This window comes from Dietzia alimentaria 72, from assembly GCF_000226215.1.
Classification (GTDB): Bacteria; Actinomycetota; Actinomycetes; order Mycobacteriales; family Mycobacteriaceae; genus Dietzia; species Dietzia alimentaria.
In genome coordinates this window covers 39,427-54,865 of the sequence record NZ_AGFF01000019.1, presented here as the reverse complement: position 1 = coordinate 54,865, position 15,439 = coordinate 39,427, and the positions used below count along the sequence as shown (strand labels likewise).

The window sequence follows — 15,439 nt, the reverse complement described above, 5'->3', positions numbered from 1 at the left end:
GGCAGCCGCGCCGCTCGCCCCCGGCAGCCGCGCCGCTCGCCCCCGGCAGCCGCGCCGCTCAGAGTCGTCGGGACGCGATATATCGGGGTCGGCTGATTCCGGAAGGTGCGGCTGTCCATCTCGGGGCGGCTACCTCGGCGAACTGAATATCCACAAGCTCGTCGCCTTCCACAGAGTGTGGGCTGCAACCACAGATTCGGGAACTTCGGCGGCAGTTCCACTGCCATGGTTCGTGGCATGCATCCGCTCCCCTACGGCATCGGCGAACCCTTCTCCTCCTTTGCGGCACTTCGAATCGGGATCTCATCGCGCATCCTCGCGAAAGGGGTCGAGTCGGGGCAGCTGATCAAACTCCGACACGGGTGGTACTGCCGAACCCCCGCGGCAGAAGAGCCGCAAACGGCCACGATGATTAGACGGATTGGCGTCTCGTTGGAGCAGCGGCCCGAGACCACCATCGCCAGCCACGCCTCAGCGGCTCTTCTACACGGACTCCCGCTAGTCGGCGACGCGAAGTCTAGCCAGGTGCATCTCACCCGATCCAGGCCTGACGGTGGAAAGAGCACTCCGGGCCTGATCCAACACACCTCACCACATCCACCTGCGTCAGTCGTAGTGCACGGGATACGTGCGACGACCGTCCCGCGCACCGTCGTGGACATCTCCCGCACCTGTGGCTTTACCGCGGGCGTGTGCGCTGCAGACGCCGCACTGCGCACCGGCCTCACGACCCTGACCGAGCTGGCCGACGAGGTCGAGCGCCACCGCGGGAGGGCGGGCGTCGGAATGGCCCGCGCCGTGGCTGGCTTCGCCGACGGCCTGAGTGGCAGTCCCGGCGAATCGATCTCTCGTTGCCTGATCTCGAACTGGGCGGAGATTCCGGCACCCCGACTGCAGCACGAGTTTCGTGACACTAGCGGCAAATTCGTGGCCCGCACAGATTTTGACTGGCAAGGCCGATTGGTCGGCGAGTTCGACGGCTACTCAAAGTACACCGGTCGCCTGCTCAAAGGCGAGGATCCCGGCCAGGTCGCATGGCGTGAGAAGAGGCGCGAAGATGACCTCAGGGCCCTCGGCATCGTTGTGGTGCGCTGGGTCTGGGCGGACCTGCACGCACCCGCCCGCCTGCGCGCGCTCCTGCGGGACGGGCTCACCCGAGCGGGCATGCGGTGACCCGAGAGACAGCCGCGCCGCCCCGATTTATCGTGACGCGATATATCGGGGCCGGTTGACTCTCGGCGGCGCGGCTGCGAAGAGAGGGGCGGGCGTGCCGGGCGGGCGTGCCGGGCGTGCCGGGCCGGGCGGGGCACGGGGCCTGAAATACGGGAAGGCCCCGCATCCGGAATTCCGGACGCGGGGCCACCGCCGCAGCGGGTTCGACTCACTCGGAGTCGGCGCCACCCTCGAGGAGCTTGGAGATCGCCGAGTTGTCGACCGGGATACCGGGGCCGGTCGTGGTGGAGATCGTGATCTTCTGCAGGTAGCGGCCCTTGGATGAGGACGGCTTCAGACGCATGATCTCGTCCATCGCGGCCTGGTAGTTCTCCGTGAGCTGCTCAGTGGTGAACGACGCCTTGCCCACGATGAAGTGGAGGTTGTTGGCCTTGTCCGTACGGAAGGTAACCTTGCCGCCCTTGATGTCGGCCACGGCCTTGGTCACGTCCATGGTGACGGTGCCCGTCTTGGGGTTGGGCATCAGGCCACGCGGTCCGAGGACACGAGCGACGCGGCCGACCTTGGCCATCTGGTCCGGGGTGGCGATCGCGGCGTCGAAGTCGAGCCAGCCGCCCTGGATCTTCTCGATGAGCTCCTCTGAGCCCACGGCGTCGGCGCCGGCGGCCTCGGCCTCGGTGGCCTTCTCGCCCGCGGCGAAGACGACGACGCGCGCGGTCTTACCGGTACCGTTCGGAAGGTTCACGGTGCCACGGACCATCTGGTCCGCCTTGCGGGAGTCGACGCCAAGTCGCATGGCGACCTCGACGGTGGCATCCATCTTCGTCGAGGACGTCTCCTTGGCTAGGGCCAGGGCGTCCAGAGGCGAGTACAGCTTGGTGCGATCGACCTTGTCAGCTGCGGCCTTGAAGGCCTTGCTGTTCTTGCTCATGTCAATTCCATTCCTGCCGCGTCATAGTGGGCGGCGGTTCGGGTGTGGTTCGGGCATGAGCTGCCCTCCCACAGTTGCTTGTCGAGGTGGCGAACGTCAGCCGTCGACGGTGATGCCCATGGAGCGGGCGGTGCCGGCCACGATCTTGGCGGCGGACTCAACGTCGGTGGCGTTGAGGTCCTCCATCTTGGTCTGCGCGATCTCACGGACTTGGTCCATGGAGACCTTGCCGACCTTGGCGGAGTGCGGGGTGCCGGAGCCCTTCTGCAGGCCGGCGGCCTTGAGGAGGAGCTTGGCGGCCGGCGGCGTCTTGAGCTTGAAGTCGAAAGACCGGTCCTCGTAGACCGTGATCTCGACCGGCACGACGTTTCCGCGCTGGTTCTCGGTGGCTGCGTTGTAGGCCTTGCAGAACTCCATGATGTTGACACCATGGGCACCCAGAGCCGGACCGACCGGCGGAGCCGGATTGGCGGCACCGGCATTGATCTGGAGCTTGATGAGCCCTGAGACCTTCTTCTTCTTCGGAGGCATCGTCTTCCTGATTCTTCGACTGGATCTCGGCGCCGCGCTGTACACGCAGGGGACCGACTGTCGTGTGCGTCGTCCCCCACCGCGCGGCCATCAGGCAGGCAAGTGGAGATACAGGCGCAACCTGAGAGAGTCTACGTCCAATGTCGGCCCAGACCCAATCCGATGGGGTCTCTGACGACTGGTCGGGCTTCCCCGGGAAACGACGAACCCGCCCCGCGCGGGAAGCGCAGGGCGGGTTCGCGAGAGACGAGTGGGCGTCAGTCGATCTTCTCGACCTGCGTGAAACCCAGTTCGACAGGGGTCTCGCGGCCGAAGATGGAAACGAGCACCTTGAGCTTCTGCGCGGCCGGATCAACCTCGGAGATGCTGGCAGGCAGGGTGGCGAACGGTCCGTCCATCACGGTGACGGACTCGCCGACCTTGAACTCGACCTCGACTGCAGGCGGGACCAGACCACCCTCGCCGTCGCTGGACCCGGGGGCCTTCTTCTCGGGCTTGGGGGCGAGGAACTTGGCCACGTCACTCAGCGAGAGCGGGGTGGGGGCACCTGCGGCGCCGCCGGTCGCGCTGACGAACCCGGTGACGCCGGGGGTGTTGCGCACAACGCCCCACGACTCGTCGTCGAGCTCCATGCGGACCAGCACGTAACCGGGCAGGACCTTGCGGTTGGCGACCTTCTTCTGGCCGTTCTTGACCTCGGTGTACTCCTCGATCGGGACCTCGACCTGAAAGATCTTGTCCTCGGCACCGAGGGTCACGGCGCGGGTCTCGAGGTTGGCTTTCACCTTGTTCTCGTAACCGGCGTACGAGTGGATGACAAACCAGTCGCCGGGCAGTTTGCGCAGCTGGCGCTTGAACGCGATGATCGGATTGATTGCCGGTGCGGCGTCCTCGGTGTCCGCCTCGACGGAGGCATCGGCCTCGTCGGTGACCTCTTCGGAGGTGTCCTGGACGGAGGCGACGGCGTCGGCAACTTCTGCCTCGGTGGGGGGGACCGGCGCGTCGGTGGGATCCGCCGCCGTGTCACCGAGCACCGCGTCGGCCTCGGTCTCGGCCTGCTCGGCAGCCGCGGGGGCCTGCTCGACGCCCTCGGCCTCGGGGCTCTGGTCGATGTCGCTCACGAAATGCGGTCCTCTCGAATGTTCGTCGGTCCGGATATCGCCCCGGACCTACAACGGCGGGTCAACGGTCGAAGACGACCTCGACGAGCTTGCCCGCTCCGAAGTCGACGCCGGAGACCAGCGCTGTCATGAAGATGAGGAACAGGAACACCACGATGGTGTACGTGATCATCTGGTTGCGCGTGGGCCAGATGACCTTGCGCAACTCCTCAACGACCTGCTTGAGGTACTCGAACGGATTGGCGCGGGCTGTCCGCGTGTCCTCCGGCTTGTCCGCGTCCGTCCGCACGCGTCCTGCGATGGCGGTGTCGCTTCGACCCGCCTTACCGGTGGGTACTGCGGCGGCGTCGGAATCGCGGGCGCCGCTGGTGTCGACGTCGTCGTCGCGATCCTGGCTCACGCGGTTACCTCCGGGTCGTCTGGATTGCGGAAAGTGCAGGGGCGACAGGACTTGAACCTGCAACCTGCGGTTTTGGAGACCGCTGCTCTGCCAATTGAGCTACGCCCCTTCGGCCGGTCACCCGGCCACCCGTACCGTCTCACAACCGCGGACCGCACGAACGCCTCGACTCTACAGTGTCGACGACTGCCGGTGGCAGCGCGGGCCGCGACCTCGTCCGGTCGGGCGTCCCAGTGTACGACAGCGCCACCGGTCGGTCGAAATCACGCATGGTCGCCCGGCCGATCAGACGCCAGCACCACGGTGATGATCGCCTTGCCGAACACCTTGGCCCCGTCGCAGAACACCGTCAGCGCTACATCCGCGCGCGAGCCGTCCCCGGACACCTTCTTGACCGTGCCGCTCACCTCGAGTCGCGCGGGTGCGTCGGCGGGGACCACCACGGGTCCCGCGAACCGGATGTCGGTGCCCACCACCGTGTCCGCTCCCCCGGCCCACTCGGCCACGACGCCGATCGCCAGCGCCGAGGTGAGCATTCCGTGCGCCACCACACCGGGCAGACCGAGCGCCTGCGCGGCGTCGTCGCTGAGGTGAATGGGGTTGTGATCGCCGGACGCCTCGGCATAGCGGCCAAGGTCCTCGCGCGTGATGAGCAACCGGCGGGACGGCAGCGTGTCTCCGGGGGCGGGCGTCGGCCCTGTTGTTGTCGTCATTCCTCCACCTCCGCGGTGAGCAGCGCACTGGTCAGGGACTGCACAGTGTCGCCGGACGCATCGCGCAGTACTGTCTCGAAGGCGATGGTGCGGCCGCCGCGCGTGGACCGGACGCGGGTGACGGTGGCGGTGGCGGTGAGGACGTCGCCCACGCGCAGGGGCCGGTGGTGCTCGCTGGCCTGGGCGGTGTGGAGGGTGCGCGCGAGGTCGATGCGCAGCTCTGGGTGCTCCATGACCGAACGTTGGACCGGTGCCGTCAGGGCCGCAGCCAGGGTCACCGGGATCTGATCGGCGGGCGCGCCCACGGCCTCGGCGAACCGTGCCACCACCGCGTCGGTGACCGTGACGGGATCCCCGACGACGACGACGAGGTCATCAGCGTTATCTGTGCTCACGCCCGCAGACGCTACCCGAGCGCGGGGCCCGGTCCAGCGATTGCGACCTCACCACATCCGCGACCCGGGATGCACTCGCGCGCGCACCGCGGCGGCGGCGCGAGTGCATCCCCAGCCGCGGATGTGTCGCCGGCGGACAGGCGCGGCCGCAGATGTCCGCGCGAGGACAGGCGCGGGTGCAGATGCCGGGGGCGGGACGGGCGTGGGCGGATCAGACGTAGCGGAAATCCTCGTCCCGCGCCCAGCCGAGGAGCTTCTCGGCGGTGTCGCGCCGCGAAGGCGGGTGGTAGCCGAACACCTGGATGGCCTCGAAGGCGTACGCCAGCTCAGGGTCCTGCATGTACGCGAACCCGCCGACGCCCTCGCGGACCCCGGATTGCACGCGGACCAGCGCCTCACGCATCGACCACCGGACCAGCGCCAGGCGAGCGGACAGGTCGCCGCCGCGCTCCCCCGAGTCGAACGCGGCGGCCACCGCGAGCAGGGAGGTCCGCATGGTCTCCACCTCGGCGAGCACGCTCGCGAAGAGTTTGGGATCCACGGTGTCCCTGGCGGCCAGCGCCTCGACCAGTCGAGCGGCCACGCCGAGGTACCCGGAGCTGATGAGCAGCCCGAACCAGATGTAACCGGTCATCTCGTGGACGTCGTCGGGATCGTTCTCCGAGGTCAGGAAAACCATGTCGGCTTCCACCCGCACGTCGTCCAGCACGAGTGCGTCACTTTCTGCGGCCGCCAGGACCGGCGCCTTCCAAAAGTCCTCACGGGACAGTCCGTCGCTGCCGTTGAACACCAGGACCACGGCCCGCTCGGAATCGTCGACCAGAGCACTGGCGACGAGCAGCGACATCGACCGGGCCAGACTGCAGGGCATCTTGCGACCGGAGAGCAGGTAGTCGTCGCCGTCGCGGCACGCTGTCATGGTGGGGCGGAAGACCGAGCCGCCGGGCTTGCCCTCCGAGAATCCGGACGCCATGACCGTGCGCTGCTCGACCAGCGACCGGATGAGATCCCGCTCGTCCTGCGAGGCGTCCTCCGCGGCTTCGAACAGTGTGGCGCACGACAGGTGATGCATGGTGGTGGCCGCCGCGAGGGACGGAGCCAGCGCGCCGACGGCGGTCTGGAATCGAACCGCCTCTACAGCTGTCGCGCCGCGACCACCTAGTGCTTCGGGAACGATCAGCCCGGTGGCATCCGTGGCGGCCCACTCAGCGATCGCCGTGGAGTCCGGGCCCTCGTTCGCGAGCAGACCCGTGGCGGACAGTCGCTCACGCAAGCCTGGGGCGTAGCGGTCCAGGACGTCGTTCTCGGTGTTCAGGATCATGGGTTTCCTTTCAGCTGTGGCGCGAACCGCGACTGCGTTAAGGCGGTCACACCAGCGGCGACGGTGATCGTCAGTGGGGGTCAGCGGCCGTTGAGCATGAGGCGAGCTGCCTGCGCGCTGGTACGGCTCGGGCGCCAGCCGGTGGCGTCACGCAGTCGCCGCGACGTGGTGACGGGCTCACCGGGCGTCACCCAGTGGGAGGAGTAGCGCAGCAGGCGGAGCCGGAACCCGAGATCTGCCAGGCGTCCGGCCAGCCCTAGCGGCAGCGGCAGGCACAGCGCGCGATTCCACCGACACAGTTCGGCCACCGTGACCGCGTCCTCGGCGCCGAGATTGAACTCGCCGTCCGCCCGTTCGCGGATCACGCGGACGTACGCGTCGGCCAGATCGTCCTGATGGAGGAACTGGTAGTACGAGCGCGTCGGCGTCGGGTAGGCGACAATCCGGGCGCGCATGGACTCCAGGCCGGAGTTATTCATGTCGGGGCCCACGATGTAGGTCGGACGTAGGACGGTCACGGCCATCCGACCGTCGGACTGCGCACGCCAGCGACGGATGTCCTCCTCCACCAGCGCCTTGTGGTGCAGGTAGTAGTGCTCCGGGCCGGCGCCGATCGGGGCGGATTCGTCCAGGATCTGCGGTCCGCCGCGGGGGCCGTAGGCGTTGACGCTGGAGGTCATCACGCAGACCCCGACCCCGGCGGCGTCGGCCGCGCGCAGGACCCGCGCCGAGCCGTCCACGTTGACCCGGCGGGCGGCGGCCTTGTCCCGGGGCTCCTCCACCACGAACGCGCAGTGGATCACCACGTCGGCACCGGCCATGACCGGCTCCACGGGATCCGAGGCCAGGTCGAGCGCCACGGACTCTATCCGCGGGTCGGACACCCGAAGCGGGGAGCGGGACACCGCGACGATCGAGTCTACCCAGCTCTCGGTGATAAGCCGGCGCAGGAGCGCGGTACCAAAGTCCCCGGACGCCCCGGTGAGTACGACCCGCATCAGGCTGGGGCCCCGACGAGTTCCCCGAGCACCGCGTCGATCGCGTGGGCTGCGTGCGCGAGATGCTCATCGGTGTGGTCGGAGGTCACGCAGACCCGAAGGATCGCGCCCGCTGCGGGGACGGCGGGACTGACAGCGGTTCCGGTGTAGACGCCACGTTCCATCAGTCGGTTCCAGGCCTCGACCGCCAGTATGTCGTTGCCGACGTGCACCGGCACGATCGGGGACCAGGCGCCGTCGCTGTGACCCGAGCCGCAGTCGTGGCCGAGTCGTGTCAGCTCCGTGCGGAGGGTGATGGCATTGTGTCGGAGCGCGTCGACTCGCCGCGCCCCCTCTTCTCCGCGGATGATGCGGACCGCGGCCAGCGCACCGGCCACGGAAGAGGGCACCGCCGCCGTGGAGAACAGCATCGGTCGCGCGCTGACCCGCAGTCCCGTGATCAGCTCGCGACTTCCGGTGATGAAGCCCCCGATCGAGGCGGTGGCCTTGGACAACGACGCCATGGTCACGTCCACATCCCCGGAGCTGCCGCACTCCTCGACCCAGCCCCGTCGCCCCTGCCCGTACAGGCCGAGGGCGTGGGCCTCGTCGACCATCAGGGCCGCTCCACACTCGCGGGCCAGCGCGGCGACCTGCGGGATCGGGGCGAGGCTGCCCTCCATCGAGTACAGCGAATCCACCACGACGAGGACCTGGCCCGCGCCCGATCCGCGCGCAGCCGTCAACGCTTTCTCGAGCGAACCGAGGTCGTTGTGGGAGAACACGTGGGCGCTCGCGCGGGACATGCGGATCCCGTCCCGGATCGACGCGTGCGCGAACTGGTCCACCACCACGGCGTCGTCGGGGCCCAGCAGAGTGCCCAGGGTCCCGAGATTGGTCTGGTAGCCGGTCGAGAAGCTCAGGCTCTGCTCCGTGCCGAACCAGCGGGAGATCTCGTCCTCGAACTCCTCGTGCAGGTCCATGGTGCCATTGAGCAGGCGGCTGCCCGTGCTCGCGGTCCCGTAGTCGCGCAGGGCCCGGACGGACGCCTCGATGACCTCCGGGTGCTGGGCCAGGCCGAGGTAGTTGTTGGATCCGAGCATGATCCGCTCGGAGCCGTCGTAGGTGGTCATGGCGCCGCTGCCGGACTGCGATGCGGCGAAGTAGGGGCTCTGGCCGGCAGCCGCGACGGCCTCGAAAAGCTGGACGCGGTCGTCGTGGTAAAGACGATCGATGATGGAGTGGTTCACGGGCGAATCCTTGTCCGTCGGGTTCTCGGACTTCGCGACGGATCAGGGTTCGGATGGGTGGAGCCGGGACAACTTTTTCTTTAGCTGCGGGCTTTTTTCTGCAGCTGTGTGCGCCACGAGCTGGCGCAGAAAATGACGAAAGCCGCCCGTGCGGAACGGGCGGCTTTCGTGGATTCGTCGTACCGGTGGGGGGACTCGATCCCCCGACCTCACGATTATGAGTCGTGCGCTCTAACCAGCTGAGCTACACCGGCATGCGCTGCCAGTCGGACGATCGAACCGCCCCGCACAGTGCGAGCCCCCTGTCGGAATCGAACCGACGACCTTTTCCTTACCATGGAAACGCTCTGCCGACTGAGCTAAGGGGGCCGGCGGCGCTCCGCGTCCGGTACTCCGGTCGCTCGGCGCGTAAGCCTCTAGCAGATTACACACAGGCTCGATCCGGGCACAAATCGCGCGCTCAGCGCAGGTCTCGGTCGGGTCGCGGGGTCCACCGCTGGCAGGATGATCGCATGCGCATCTCCGTGGTGGTACCCGTCCTCGACGATGCCCTCGAGCTCGCGGGCTGCCTCGACGCGCTCCGGTTGCAGACGCGCCCGCCCGACGAGGTCGTGGTGGTGGACAACGGCTGCACCGACACCAGTCCCGCTGTGGCACTCGAGGCAGGTGCCCGGGTGGTGACCGAACCCGTCCGCGGTATCCCCTCCGCCGCGGCTACGGGATACGACGCGGCCACAGGCGATGTGATCGCCCGACTCGACGCCGACTCCCGGCCGAGTGCCGACTGGCTGGAGCGAATCGAGGCGGCGTTCGCCCGCGACCCGGAACTCGTCGCGCTCACCGGGCCGGGCCAATTCATCGGCCTGTCCGGATGGCGGGCAGTGGTGGCCCGGGCGCTGTACATGGACGCGTACTTCCTCTCCGTCGGCGCCGCGATGGCCCACCCCCCGCTTTTTGGTTCGAACCTGGCCCTGCGCCGCAGCGCGTGGGAGCGGGTTCGGGAAGGTGTCGACCGAACCGACCCCGAACTGCACGACGACATCGATTTGTCGTTCCAGTTCGGAGCCGCGGACCGGCTGGTCGTGGATAAGTCGCTCACCGTGGGCATCTCGGCCCGCCCGTTCGACGATCCCGCGGCCATGCGCCGACGCTTCTCCCGCGCGTTCCGGACGATCTTCCGCAACTGGCGCACCAGCCCGCCGTCACAGAGGTGGCGCGGGCGGGTCGGGCGCTGAGGTCAGGCCCACACCAGCACCGACCAGAGGATGAGCTGGGTCACGCAGAACCCGGCCAGCATGTTGAGCACCAAGAATCGCTCCCAGCCCTCGTGGGTCTTCTCCGCGGTCGCGTCGTCGACCCGTCCGTAGGCGGCCACCGTGGCCAGGTAGGGCAGGATCGCGAACGCCGCACCCGACGCGGGCCACGGACCGGCGATGAGCAGCACCAGCACCGCCGCGGCGTAGCAGGCCAGGGCGAACCACACCGTGGCCCGCGCGCCCAGCACGGTGGCGACCGACTTCAGTCCCGCCTCGCGATCGAAGCGCACATCCTGCACGGCCCCGAACGACTGCGACGCCGCACCCCACAGCAGGAACGCGATCAGGCACACCCATACCCCGCCGGTGAGGTCGGCGCCGGCGATCGTCCAGCCCACGATCGCCGGGGAGGCGAAGTGGAACGCCGAGGTCACCGAATCCAGGAAGGGGATCTCCTTGAACCGCAGACCCTTGGCGCTGTAGGCGATCACCGCGAAGGCGCTGACCGCCAGCCACAGCGACGACTCGATCGTGCCGACAGCCACCAGGAACACGAGGAACGGCACCGTCGACACCGCTGACGCGATGAGGGTCGCCCGGTGCCGCGAACGGTCGAGAACCGAGCCCTCGACCCCGCCCTTGCGGGGATTGCGCAGGTCCGACTCGTAGTCAAAGACGTCGTTGATCCCGTACATCGCGAGGTTGTACGGCACCAGGAAAAAGATCGTCCCGACGACGCCCACCAGGTCGAACCCGCCGGTGGCCAGGAAGTAGGCCAAACCGAACGGGGCCGCGGTATTGACCCACGACACGGGGCGGGACGACCAGAACAGGACCGTCAGAAGTCCCGGCGACGCGGGCCGCCCGGGGGTGCTGGCCTCGTCGTCGTCGACCTCCACTGCTGAGTCCTCGGCCCCCGCACCCCGGTCGCCCGAGCGCGGCCCCGCGGTGAGCACCGACCACACAGAGGGCACGAACACCGCCGTGGCGATGGCGTACGAGAAGTCCTCGAGCGGGGCCAGTCCCACAAAAATGCCGCTGGTGAGGGAGTCGTCGTAGGCCACGAGTCCGGCGGCGATCATGAGGTTGTCAAAAATCGCTGTGAGGACCAGGAGCACCACCGCGGACCCGCCGACACCGACCAGCCAGCGACGCCGCTCGGCCCCGCGCAGGCGCCACGCCGCGAGCAGCGCCGCCGCCACCACGGGGATGGCCATGGTGAGATTGATGGTCGTGTAGATGCTGGTCACGGGCGCTCCCGTGTCTGCCGTGCACCGATGTGCTCGACGATTGTGAGTACACCGGTGGCGCAGACCAGCGCGAGGTACGACAGGAATGTCAGAAAGACGAGCTCCTCGACCGGGATCTCCGGTGCGATCTGCAGCCCCGTCATGAAGTCGGTCTGCCCGCGGAAGAACACACCGCTGCGTACCCCGAGCACATCCCACGTGAGCAGGAGCGACACAGCGGCAGTCACGGTGAGAGCTGTGGCGGCCGGCGAACGGAAGGCGGCGAGCTTCCAGCGGTGGTCGATTACCGCGATCCCGACGAACGACACCAGCTGGACCGCCAGATAAGCCAGCCCGATCATCCGCCCGCCACCGTGTGGCGGTCGAAGACCGTGCCCCCGCCCGGCTCGGCCACCGGCGCGGTACTGGTGTCGCCGCGGACGTGCTTGAGCACCAACTCGGCGCTGATGAGGCACATGGGCAGGCCGATCCCGGGGATCGTGGACGCACCCGCGTAATAGAGTCCGTCGACGTGCTTGCTCACGTTGCGGGTCCGGAAGAACGCGCTCTGCGCCAGCGTGTGGGCCGGGCCGAGGGCGGTGCCGCGCCAGGCTCCGAGCTCGTCCTCCAGATCGGCGGGCGCGATGGTCCGGCGCACGACGATCCGCTCTGCGAGGTCGTCGATGCCCGTCCAGCCAGCGATCTGGGCGATGGCCTGATCGGCGGCCGCCTCGATGGCCTGATCGCCGTCGCCGTCCACGCCGCCGTGGCCCAGGCCGGGATCCGCGGGGATGGGAACCAGCACGAAGAGGTTCTCGTGTCCCTCCGGCGCGACACCTGCTGCGGGGTCGGCGTCGGTCGCGCTCGGACGACAGACGTAGAGCGAGGCGGGGTCGGGGATGTGCGGCTGGTCCCCGAAGATGGCGTCGAAGCCCTCCTCCCACCTGTCGGTGAACAGCAGCGTGTGATGCGCCAGCTGCGGCAGCTCGCCGCGGACACCGAGCAATAACAGCAGGGCGCCCGGCCCCGGCATGCGCTTGTCCCAGTAGGACTGCGGGTAGGTGCGCAGTTCCTCCGGCAACCAGCGGGTCTCCAGGTGGTGCAGGTCCGCCGCACCGACGACGAGGCCGGCCGGGATCGTCCGCTCGGCACCGTGCCGATCGCGCACCCGGACGCCCGTCACCGCGGGCCGGACCCGTCCACGCCGCTGTCCGCCCCGTGCGGCGGCGGTGGCGGGGTCGGCGGTCTCCAGCGCGATCGCCTCGGTGCCCGTGTGAATGCGCACCCCTTGCTGCTCGGCCACCCGCCGGACCGCCGCGATGAGCTCGGTGAACCCACCTCGCGGATAGAGCACCCCGTCGGTGAGGTCGAGGTGGCTCATCAGGTGGTAGATCGAGGGCGCCAGGTACGGCGAGGACCCCAGGAAGACCGCCGGATAGCCCAAGATTTGCTGGATTCGGCGATCGGTGAACCGGCGGGCCACGAACGAATGCAGCGGCTGCACCAGCCGGGCGACCAGCGCTCCCGCACGGGCCAGGACGTCACGGCGGACCAGGGCCGGGTACGAGGTGAAGTTGGTGTAAAGGAATCGCTTCAGCGCGAGGTCGTACGTGGTGCGGGCGGAGTCGAGGTACTTGCCGAGGGCGGCTCCGGCACCCGGCTCGAGAGACTCGAACAACGCGGTGGACGCCGCCCGGTCCGAGTAGATGTCCACCGGCTCTGTGCGGTTCTCGAAGTAGACGCGGTAGCCGGGATCGAGGCGCGCCAGGTCCAGCTGCTCCTCGGCGGAGGTGCCACAGAGGCGGAAGAAGTGGTCAAAGACCTCGGGCATGAGATACCAGGACGGGCCGGTGTCGAAGCGGAACCCGCCACGCGACCAACTACCCGCACGTCCACCGACTTCGTCGCAGGCCTCCACGAGCGTCACGTCACGGCCCTCACGGGCGAGCAACGCAGCCGTGGCCAGGCCCGCGATGCCTCCGCCCACCACCACGACCGGCCCTGCCGGAGCTGTCCGTGCGCTCATCGGGTCGCCACCTTTCCATTGTGCTGAGAGGTCCGGCCCCTGCCCGCGGCCGCTCGACCGATCACCGCTATCTTCACCGGATCTGGAACTCGCACCCGACCGGCGCTCACGCGCACCGCGCCGGCGGCCCGCAGCCGGTCGTTGAGTTCGGCGAACAGATCATGGGCTGCCGCCACAGCCAGGCGGTCGCGGCCGGGGATCGACGCGATCGCGACGCGAGCCAACCGCAGATCGGTATCCACATCGTCGGCCAACTCACGCACATCCCGCTCCGTCAGCGCGCGCGGGTCACGTCCCGGCAGGTAGTTGCGACCGAGGTCCATGAAGTCTTCCCGGACATCTCGGAGGAAGTTCACCTTCTGGAACGCCGAACCGAGTGCGCGCGCTCCCGCGGCCGTCTCGTCGTCGTCGCCCAGTCCCCCACCGGCGAACGTCCTCAGACACATCTCGCCGATCACCTCGGCCGACCCGTGAATGTAGCGGCGAAGCGACTCCTCGGTGTGCTCCGTGATGTCGAGGTCCGCCTCCATCGAATCGTAGAACGGGTCCACCAGTCTGGCGTCAATCCCGAAGCGGCGGGCGGTATCGGCGAACGCGTGCGTCACGGGGTCCGGGTCCAGCCCCTGCTCGATCGCGCGATGGGTTCGGCGTCGGGCCTCGGCGATCAGTTCCCGGGCCGCGGCGGGGTCGTTCATCGCCCCGTCGACCACCTCGTCACCCACCCGCGCCCACGCGTAGATCGCGGCGACGTGCGGCCGGGTATCGGGCGCGAGTAGACGGCACGCCAGAGCGAACGACGTCGAGTACCGGCGCAGGATCACCTCGCTGCACTTCCGCGCGGCCTCGGTGAACTCTTGGTGGGGGCTCTTGACGGTCATCGGGTCCTTTCCAGGGCGGTGGCCAGGTGGGGCTCGAGTGCGGCCCGCAGTTCGCGCGGCACGGCCGGGGAATCAAGGACCGCTCGCGCGGCGGCAACCAGGTCCCCGGCCACCTCGAGGGCATACTCGCGGGCACCACATGCGCGCAACAATTCGCGGGCCGCGCCCGGGTCGGTTCGCGCGCCGGGATGGCCCGAGCCGCTGAGGGCCTCGTCGATCCGGGGCCAGGCCTGCGTGGTGGCGGCGTACGCCATCAGGACAGTCGGCGCGCGCCGGACGAGGTCGCCGGTGTTGGACTTTCCGGTCACCGCCGGGTCTCCGAACACACCCAGCACGTCGTCGATGACCTGGTATGCCGTCCCCAGGTGACGGCCGACCTGCCGCAGTTGGGCGATCGCGTCCTCCGGCGCGCCGCCGAGGATCGCGCCCAGCACCAGCGGCAGCGTCACCGAATATGCCGCGGTCTTGGCGGCGCCGATAGCCAGGGCGCGATCGTGATCGGCGGGCGCGTCGGCGGCCGCGCCGTGCACGTCCGCGTACTCGCCGGCGATCGAGGCAACCACGGCGGCGTTCACCTCGTCCAAAACCCGGTGCAACACCTGCGCGGGAACCGGCAGGCGGGCGAATCCGGCCATCGCGGTGACCAGCAACAGGTCGCCACCCATCAACGCACCCACCATCCCGAGCTGAGACGCGGTCTCCGCCGTCGCGCCGGCATCCACCGCTCGTGCGGTCGTGAGGCCTTGGAGGTTGAGACGGCCACGGCGGTGGTCGTCACCGTCGGCGAGGTCGTCGTGGACGAGAAATGCCTCGTGCAGCAACTCGAGGGCTTCGCCCGCCGCCGCGCGCACGTCTGTCGCGCCCACGTCCGTGCTGTCCGCGTCGGCGCCGTGGGACACGTCGTCCCGGACGGTCGCGTCGAATACGGCCTCGAAGAGCGCTGACCGCATCCCTTTACCGGCGCGGGTGGAGCGGCCGAGATCATCCATGAGAGCGGCAGCCGCGGGTCCCAGCCCCGCGGGCAGCTCGAGGGCCGCCAACCGGTGTGCGGCGGTAACCGAATCCAGTGTCATGGACGGTGGTTCGTAGCCGACCTCGCTGCGGATGTGTCCCACGGCATCATTATTCCGCACATGGACGCGACGGGGCGTGACTCCGGCCACCGTCACGTCTCGATTAGTCACGCCGTCACAGTAGCGCGGCCCCTAAATGCACGAAGACCCCCGCTTGTGGCGGGG

At 68.8% G+C, this 15,439-nt stretch carries 16 protein-coding genes and 3 tRNA genes; 2 read left to right on the top strand and 17 right to left on the bottom strand.

Annotated elements, in window-relative coordinates; all coding sequences use genetic code 11:
* The first annotated feature begins 615 nt into the window (after nucleotides 1-615).
* On the top strand, nucleotides 616-1,173 hold the full coding sequence (locus ON04_RS16480; protein WP_141564701.1) for a hypothetical protein: 558 nt from the start codon (nucleotides 616-618) through the stop codon (nucleotides 1,171-1,173).
* A gap of 208 nt (nucleotides 1,174-1,381) precedes the next feature.
* On the opposite strand, the gene rplA is transcribed toward ON04_RS16480, so the two are convergent.
* The 12 genes from rplA to ON04_RS08105 all read right to left on the bottom strand — a co-directional run bounded on the left by rplA (nucleotide 1,382) and on the right by ON04_RS08105 (nucleotide 9,181).
* Complete coding sequence (rplA, locus tag ON04_RS08160; protein WP_010541112.1) at nucleotides 1,382-2,104, bottom strand: 50S ribosomal protein L1; 723 nt, start codon at nucleotides 2,102-2,104, stop codon at nucleotides 1,382-1,384.
* Between the two features lie 96 nt (nucleotides 2,105-2,200).
* A complete protein-coding gene (gene rplK / locus ON04_RS08155) occupies nucleotides 2,201-2,635 on the bottom strand; it encodes a 50S ribosomal protein L11 (RefSeq protein WP_010541111.1) in 435 nt (144 codons plus the stop codon).
* Between the two features lie 257 nt (nucleotides 2,636-2,892).
* Nucleotides 2,893-3,756: a transcription termination/antitermination protein NusG gene (gene nusG, locus ON04_RS08150; protein ID WP_010541110.1), complete on the bottom strand. Its 864-nt coding sequence runs from the start codon at nucleotides 3,754-3,756 to the stop codon at nucleotides 2,893-2,895.
* 61 nt (nucleotides 3,757-3,817) lie between these two features.
* Complete coding sequence (gene secE / locus ON04_RS08145) at nucleotides 3,818-4,156, bottom strand: preprotein translocase subunit SecE (RefSeq protein ID WP_010541109.1); 339 nt, start codon at nucleotides 4,154-4,156, stop codon at nucleotides 3,818-3,820.
* A 36-nt stretch (nucleotides 4,157-4,192) separates the two neighbouring features.
* Nucleotides 4,193-4,265 (bottom strand) — tRNA-Trp (locus tag ON04_RS08140).
* Nucleotides 4,266-4,419: 154 nt separating this feature from the next.
* Nucleotides 4,420-4,869, bottom strand: coding sequence for a MaoC/PaaZ C-terminal domain-containing protein (locus tag ON04_RS08135; protein ID WP_010541108.1), 450 nt, complete (start codon nucleotides 4,867-4,869; stop codon nucleotides 4,420-4,422).
* On the bottom strand, nucleotides 4,866-5,264 hold the full coding sequence (gene hadA / locus ON04_RS08130; protein ID WP_010541107.1) for a (3R)-hydroxyacyl-ACP dehydratase subunit HadA: 399 nt from the start codon (nucleotides 5,262-5,264) through the stop codon (nucleotides 4,866-4,868). The genes ON04_RS08135 and hadA overlap by 4 nt, the downstream gene beginning before the upstream one ends.
* Before the next feature lie 211 nt (nucleotides 5,265-5,475).
* The gene (locus ON04_RS16725; protein ID WP_010541106.1) at nucleotides 5,476-6,585 is read right to left on the bottom strand and encodes an acyl-CoA dehydrogenase family protein; all 1,110 of its coding nucleotides are present in this window, start codon (nucleotides 6,583-6,585) and stop codon (nucleotides 5,476-5,478) included.
* Nucleotides 6,586-6,665: 80 nt separating this feature from the next.
* Nucleotides 6,666-7,583: an NAD-dependent epimerase/dehydratase family protein gene (locus ON04_RS08120; RefSeq protein ID WP_010541105.1), complete on the bottom strand. Its 918-nt coding sequence runs from the start codon at nucleotides 7,581-7,583 to the stop codon at nucleotides 6,666-6,668.
* Nucleotides 7,583-8,812 (bottom strand): aminotransferase class I/II-fold pyridoxal phosphate-dependent enzyme, encoded by a 1,230-nt coding sequence (locus ON04_RS08115; RefSeq protein WP_010541104.1) that lies wholly within the window; start codon nucleotides 8,810-8,812, stop codon nucleotides 7,583-7,585. The genes ON04_RS08120 and ON04_RS08115 overlap by 1 nt, the downstream gene beginning before the upstream one ends.
* 180 nt (nucleotides 8,813-8,992) lie before the next feature.
* Nucleotides 8,993-9,066 (bottom strand) — tRNA-Met (locus ON04_RS08110).
* A gap of 42 nt (nucleotides 9,067-9,108) precedes the next feature.
* Nucleotides 9,109-9,181: transfer RNA gene (locus ON04_RS08105), tRNA-Thr, on the bottom strand.
* 143 nt (nucleotides 9,182-9,324) lie between these two features.
* Here ON04_RS08105 and ON04_RS08100 point away from each other — a divergent pair.
* Nucleotides 9,325-10,047, top strand: coding sequence for a glycosyltransferase family 2 protein (locus tag ON04_RS08100; protein ID WP_010541103.1), 723 nt, complete (start codon nucleotides 9,325-9,327; stop codon nucleotides 10,045-10,047).
* Between the two features lie 2 nt (nucleotides 10,048-10,049).
* Here ON04_RS08100 and ON04_RS08095 read toward each other — a convergent pair whose 3' ends face one another.
* From ON04_RS08095 to ON04_RS08075, 5 genes are read right to left on the bottom strand one after another with little or no spacing between them, the layout of a single operon-like run.
* Nucleotides 10,050-11,318: a prenyltransferase gene (locus ON04_RS08095; RefSeq protein ID WP_010541102.1), complete on the bottom strand. Its 1,269-nt coding sequence runs from the start codon at nucleotides 11,316-11,318 to the stop codon at nucleotides 10,050-10,052.
* Nucleotides 11,315-11,659, bottom strand: coding sequence for a lycopene cyclase domain-containing protein (locus tag ON04_RS08090; protein WP_010541101.1), 345 nt, complete (start codon nucleotides 11,657-11,659; stop codon nucleotides 11,315-11,317). The genes ON04_RS08095 and ON04_RS08090 overlap by 4 nt, the downstream gene beginning before the upstream one ends.
* Nucleotides 11,656-13,323, bottom strand: a complete 1,668-nt coding sequence (gene crtI, locus ON04_RS08085) for a phytoene desaturase family protein (protein WP_010541100.1) — start codon at nucleotides 13,321-13,323, stop codon at nucleotides 11,656-11,658. The genes ON04_RS08090 and crtI overlap by 4 nt, the downstream gene beginning before the upstream one ends.
* Nucleotides 13,320-14,201 carry a phytoene/squalene synthase family protein gene (locus tag ON04_RS16835; RefSeq protein ID WP_010541099.1) on the bottom strand — a complete coding sequence of 294 codons (882 nt, stop codon included), beginning with the start codon at nucleotides 14,199-14,201 and terminating at the stop codon, nucleotides 13,320-13,322. The genes crtI and ON04_RS16835 overlap by 4 nt, the downstream gene beginning before the upstream one ends.
* Nucleotides 14,198-15,385 carry a polyprenyl synthetase family protein gene (locus ON04_RS08075; protein ID WP_238529270.1) on the bottom strand — a complete coding sequence of 396 codons (1,188 nt, stop codon included), beginning with the start codon at nucleotides 15,383-15,385 and terminating at the stop codon, nucleotides 14,198-14,200. The genes ON04_RS16835 and ON04_RS08075 overlap by 4 nt, the downstream gene beginning before the upstream one ends.
* Nucleotides 15,386-15,439 lie beyond the last annotated feature (54 nt).

What these genes read in the sequence shown, in the direction of transcription:
- rplA (WP_010541112.1), bottom strand. Translation starts at nt 2,104, where the DNA reads ATGAGCAAGAACAGCAAGGCCTTCAAGGCCGCAGCTGACAAGGTCGAT.
- rplK (WP_010541111.1), bottom strand. Translation starts at nt 2,635, where the DNA reads ATGCCTCCGAAGAAGAAGAAGGTCTCAGGGCTCATCAAGCTCCAGATC.
- ON04_RS08135 (WP_010541108.1), bottom strand. Translation starts at nt 4,869, where the DNA reads ATGACGACAACAACAGGGCCGACGCCCGCCCCCGGAGACACGCTGCCG.
- ON04_RS16725 (WP_010541106.1), bottom strand. Translation starts at nt 6,585, where the DNA reads ATGATCCTGAACACCGAGAACGACGTCCTGGACCGCTACGCCCCAGGC.
- ON04_RS08120 (WP_010541105.1), bottom strand. Translation starts at nt 7,583, where the DNA reads ATGCGGGTCGTACTCACCGGGGCGTCCGGGGACTTTGGTACCGCGCTC.
- ON04_RS08100 (WP_010541103.1), top strand. Translation starts at nt 9,325, where the DNA reads ATGCGCATCTCCGTGGTGGTACCCGTCCTCGACGATGCCCTCGAGCTC.
- ON04_RS08090 (WP_010541101.1), bottom strand. Translation starts at nt 11,659, where the DNA reads ATGATCGGGCTGGCTTATCTGGCGGTCCAGCTGGTGTCGTTCGTCGGG.
- crtI (WP_010541100.1), bottom strand. Translation starts at nt 13,323, where the DNA reads ATGAGCGCACGGACAGCTCCGGCAGGGCCGGTCGTGGTGGTGGGCGGA.
- ON04_RS16835 (WP_010541099.1), bottom strand. Translation starts at nt 14,201, where the DNA reads ATGACCGTCAAGAGCCCCCACCAAGAGTTCACCGAGGCCGCGCGGAAG.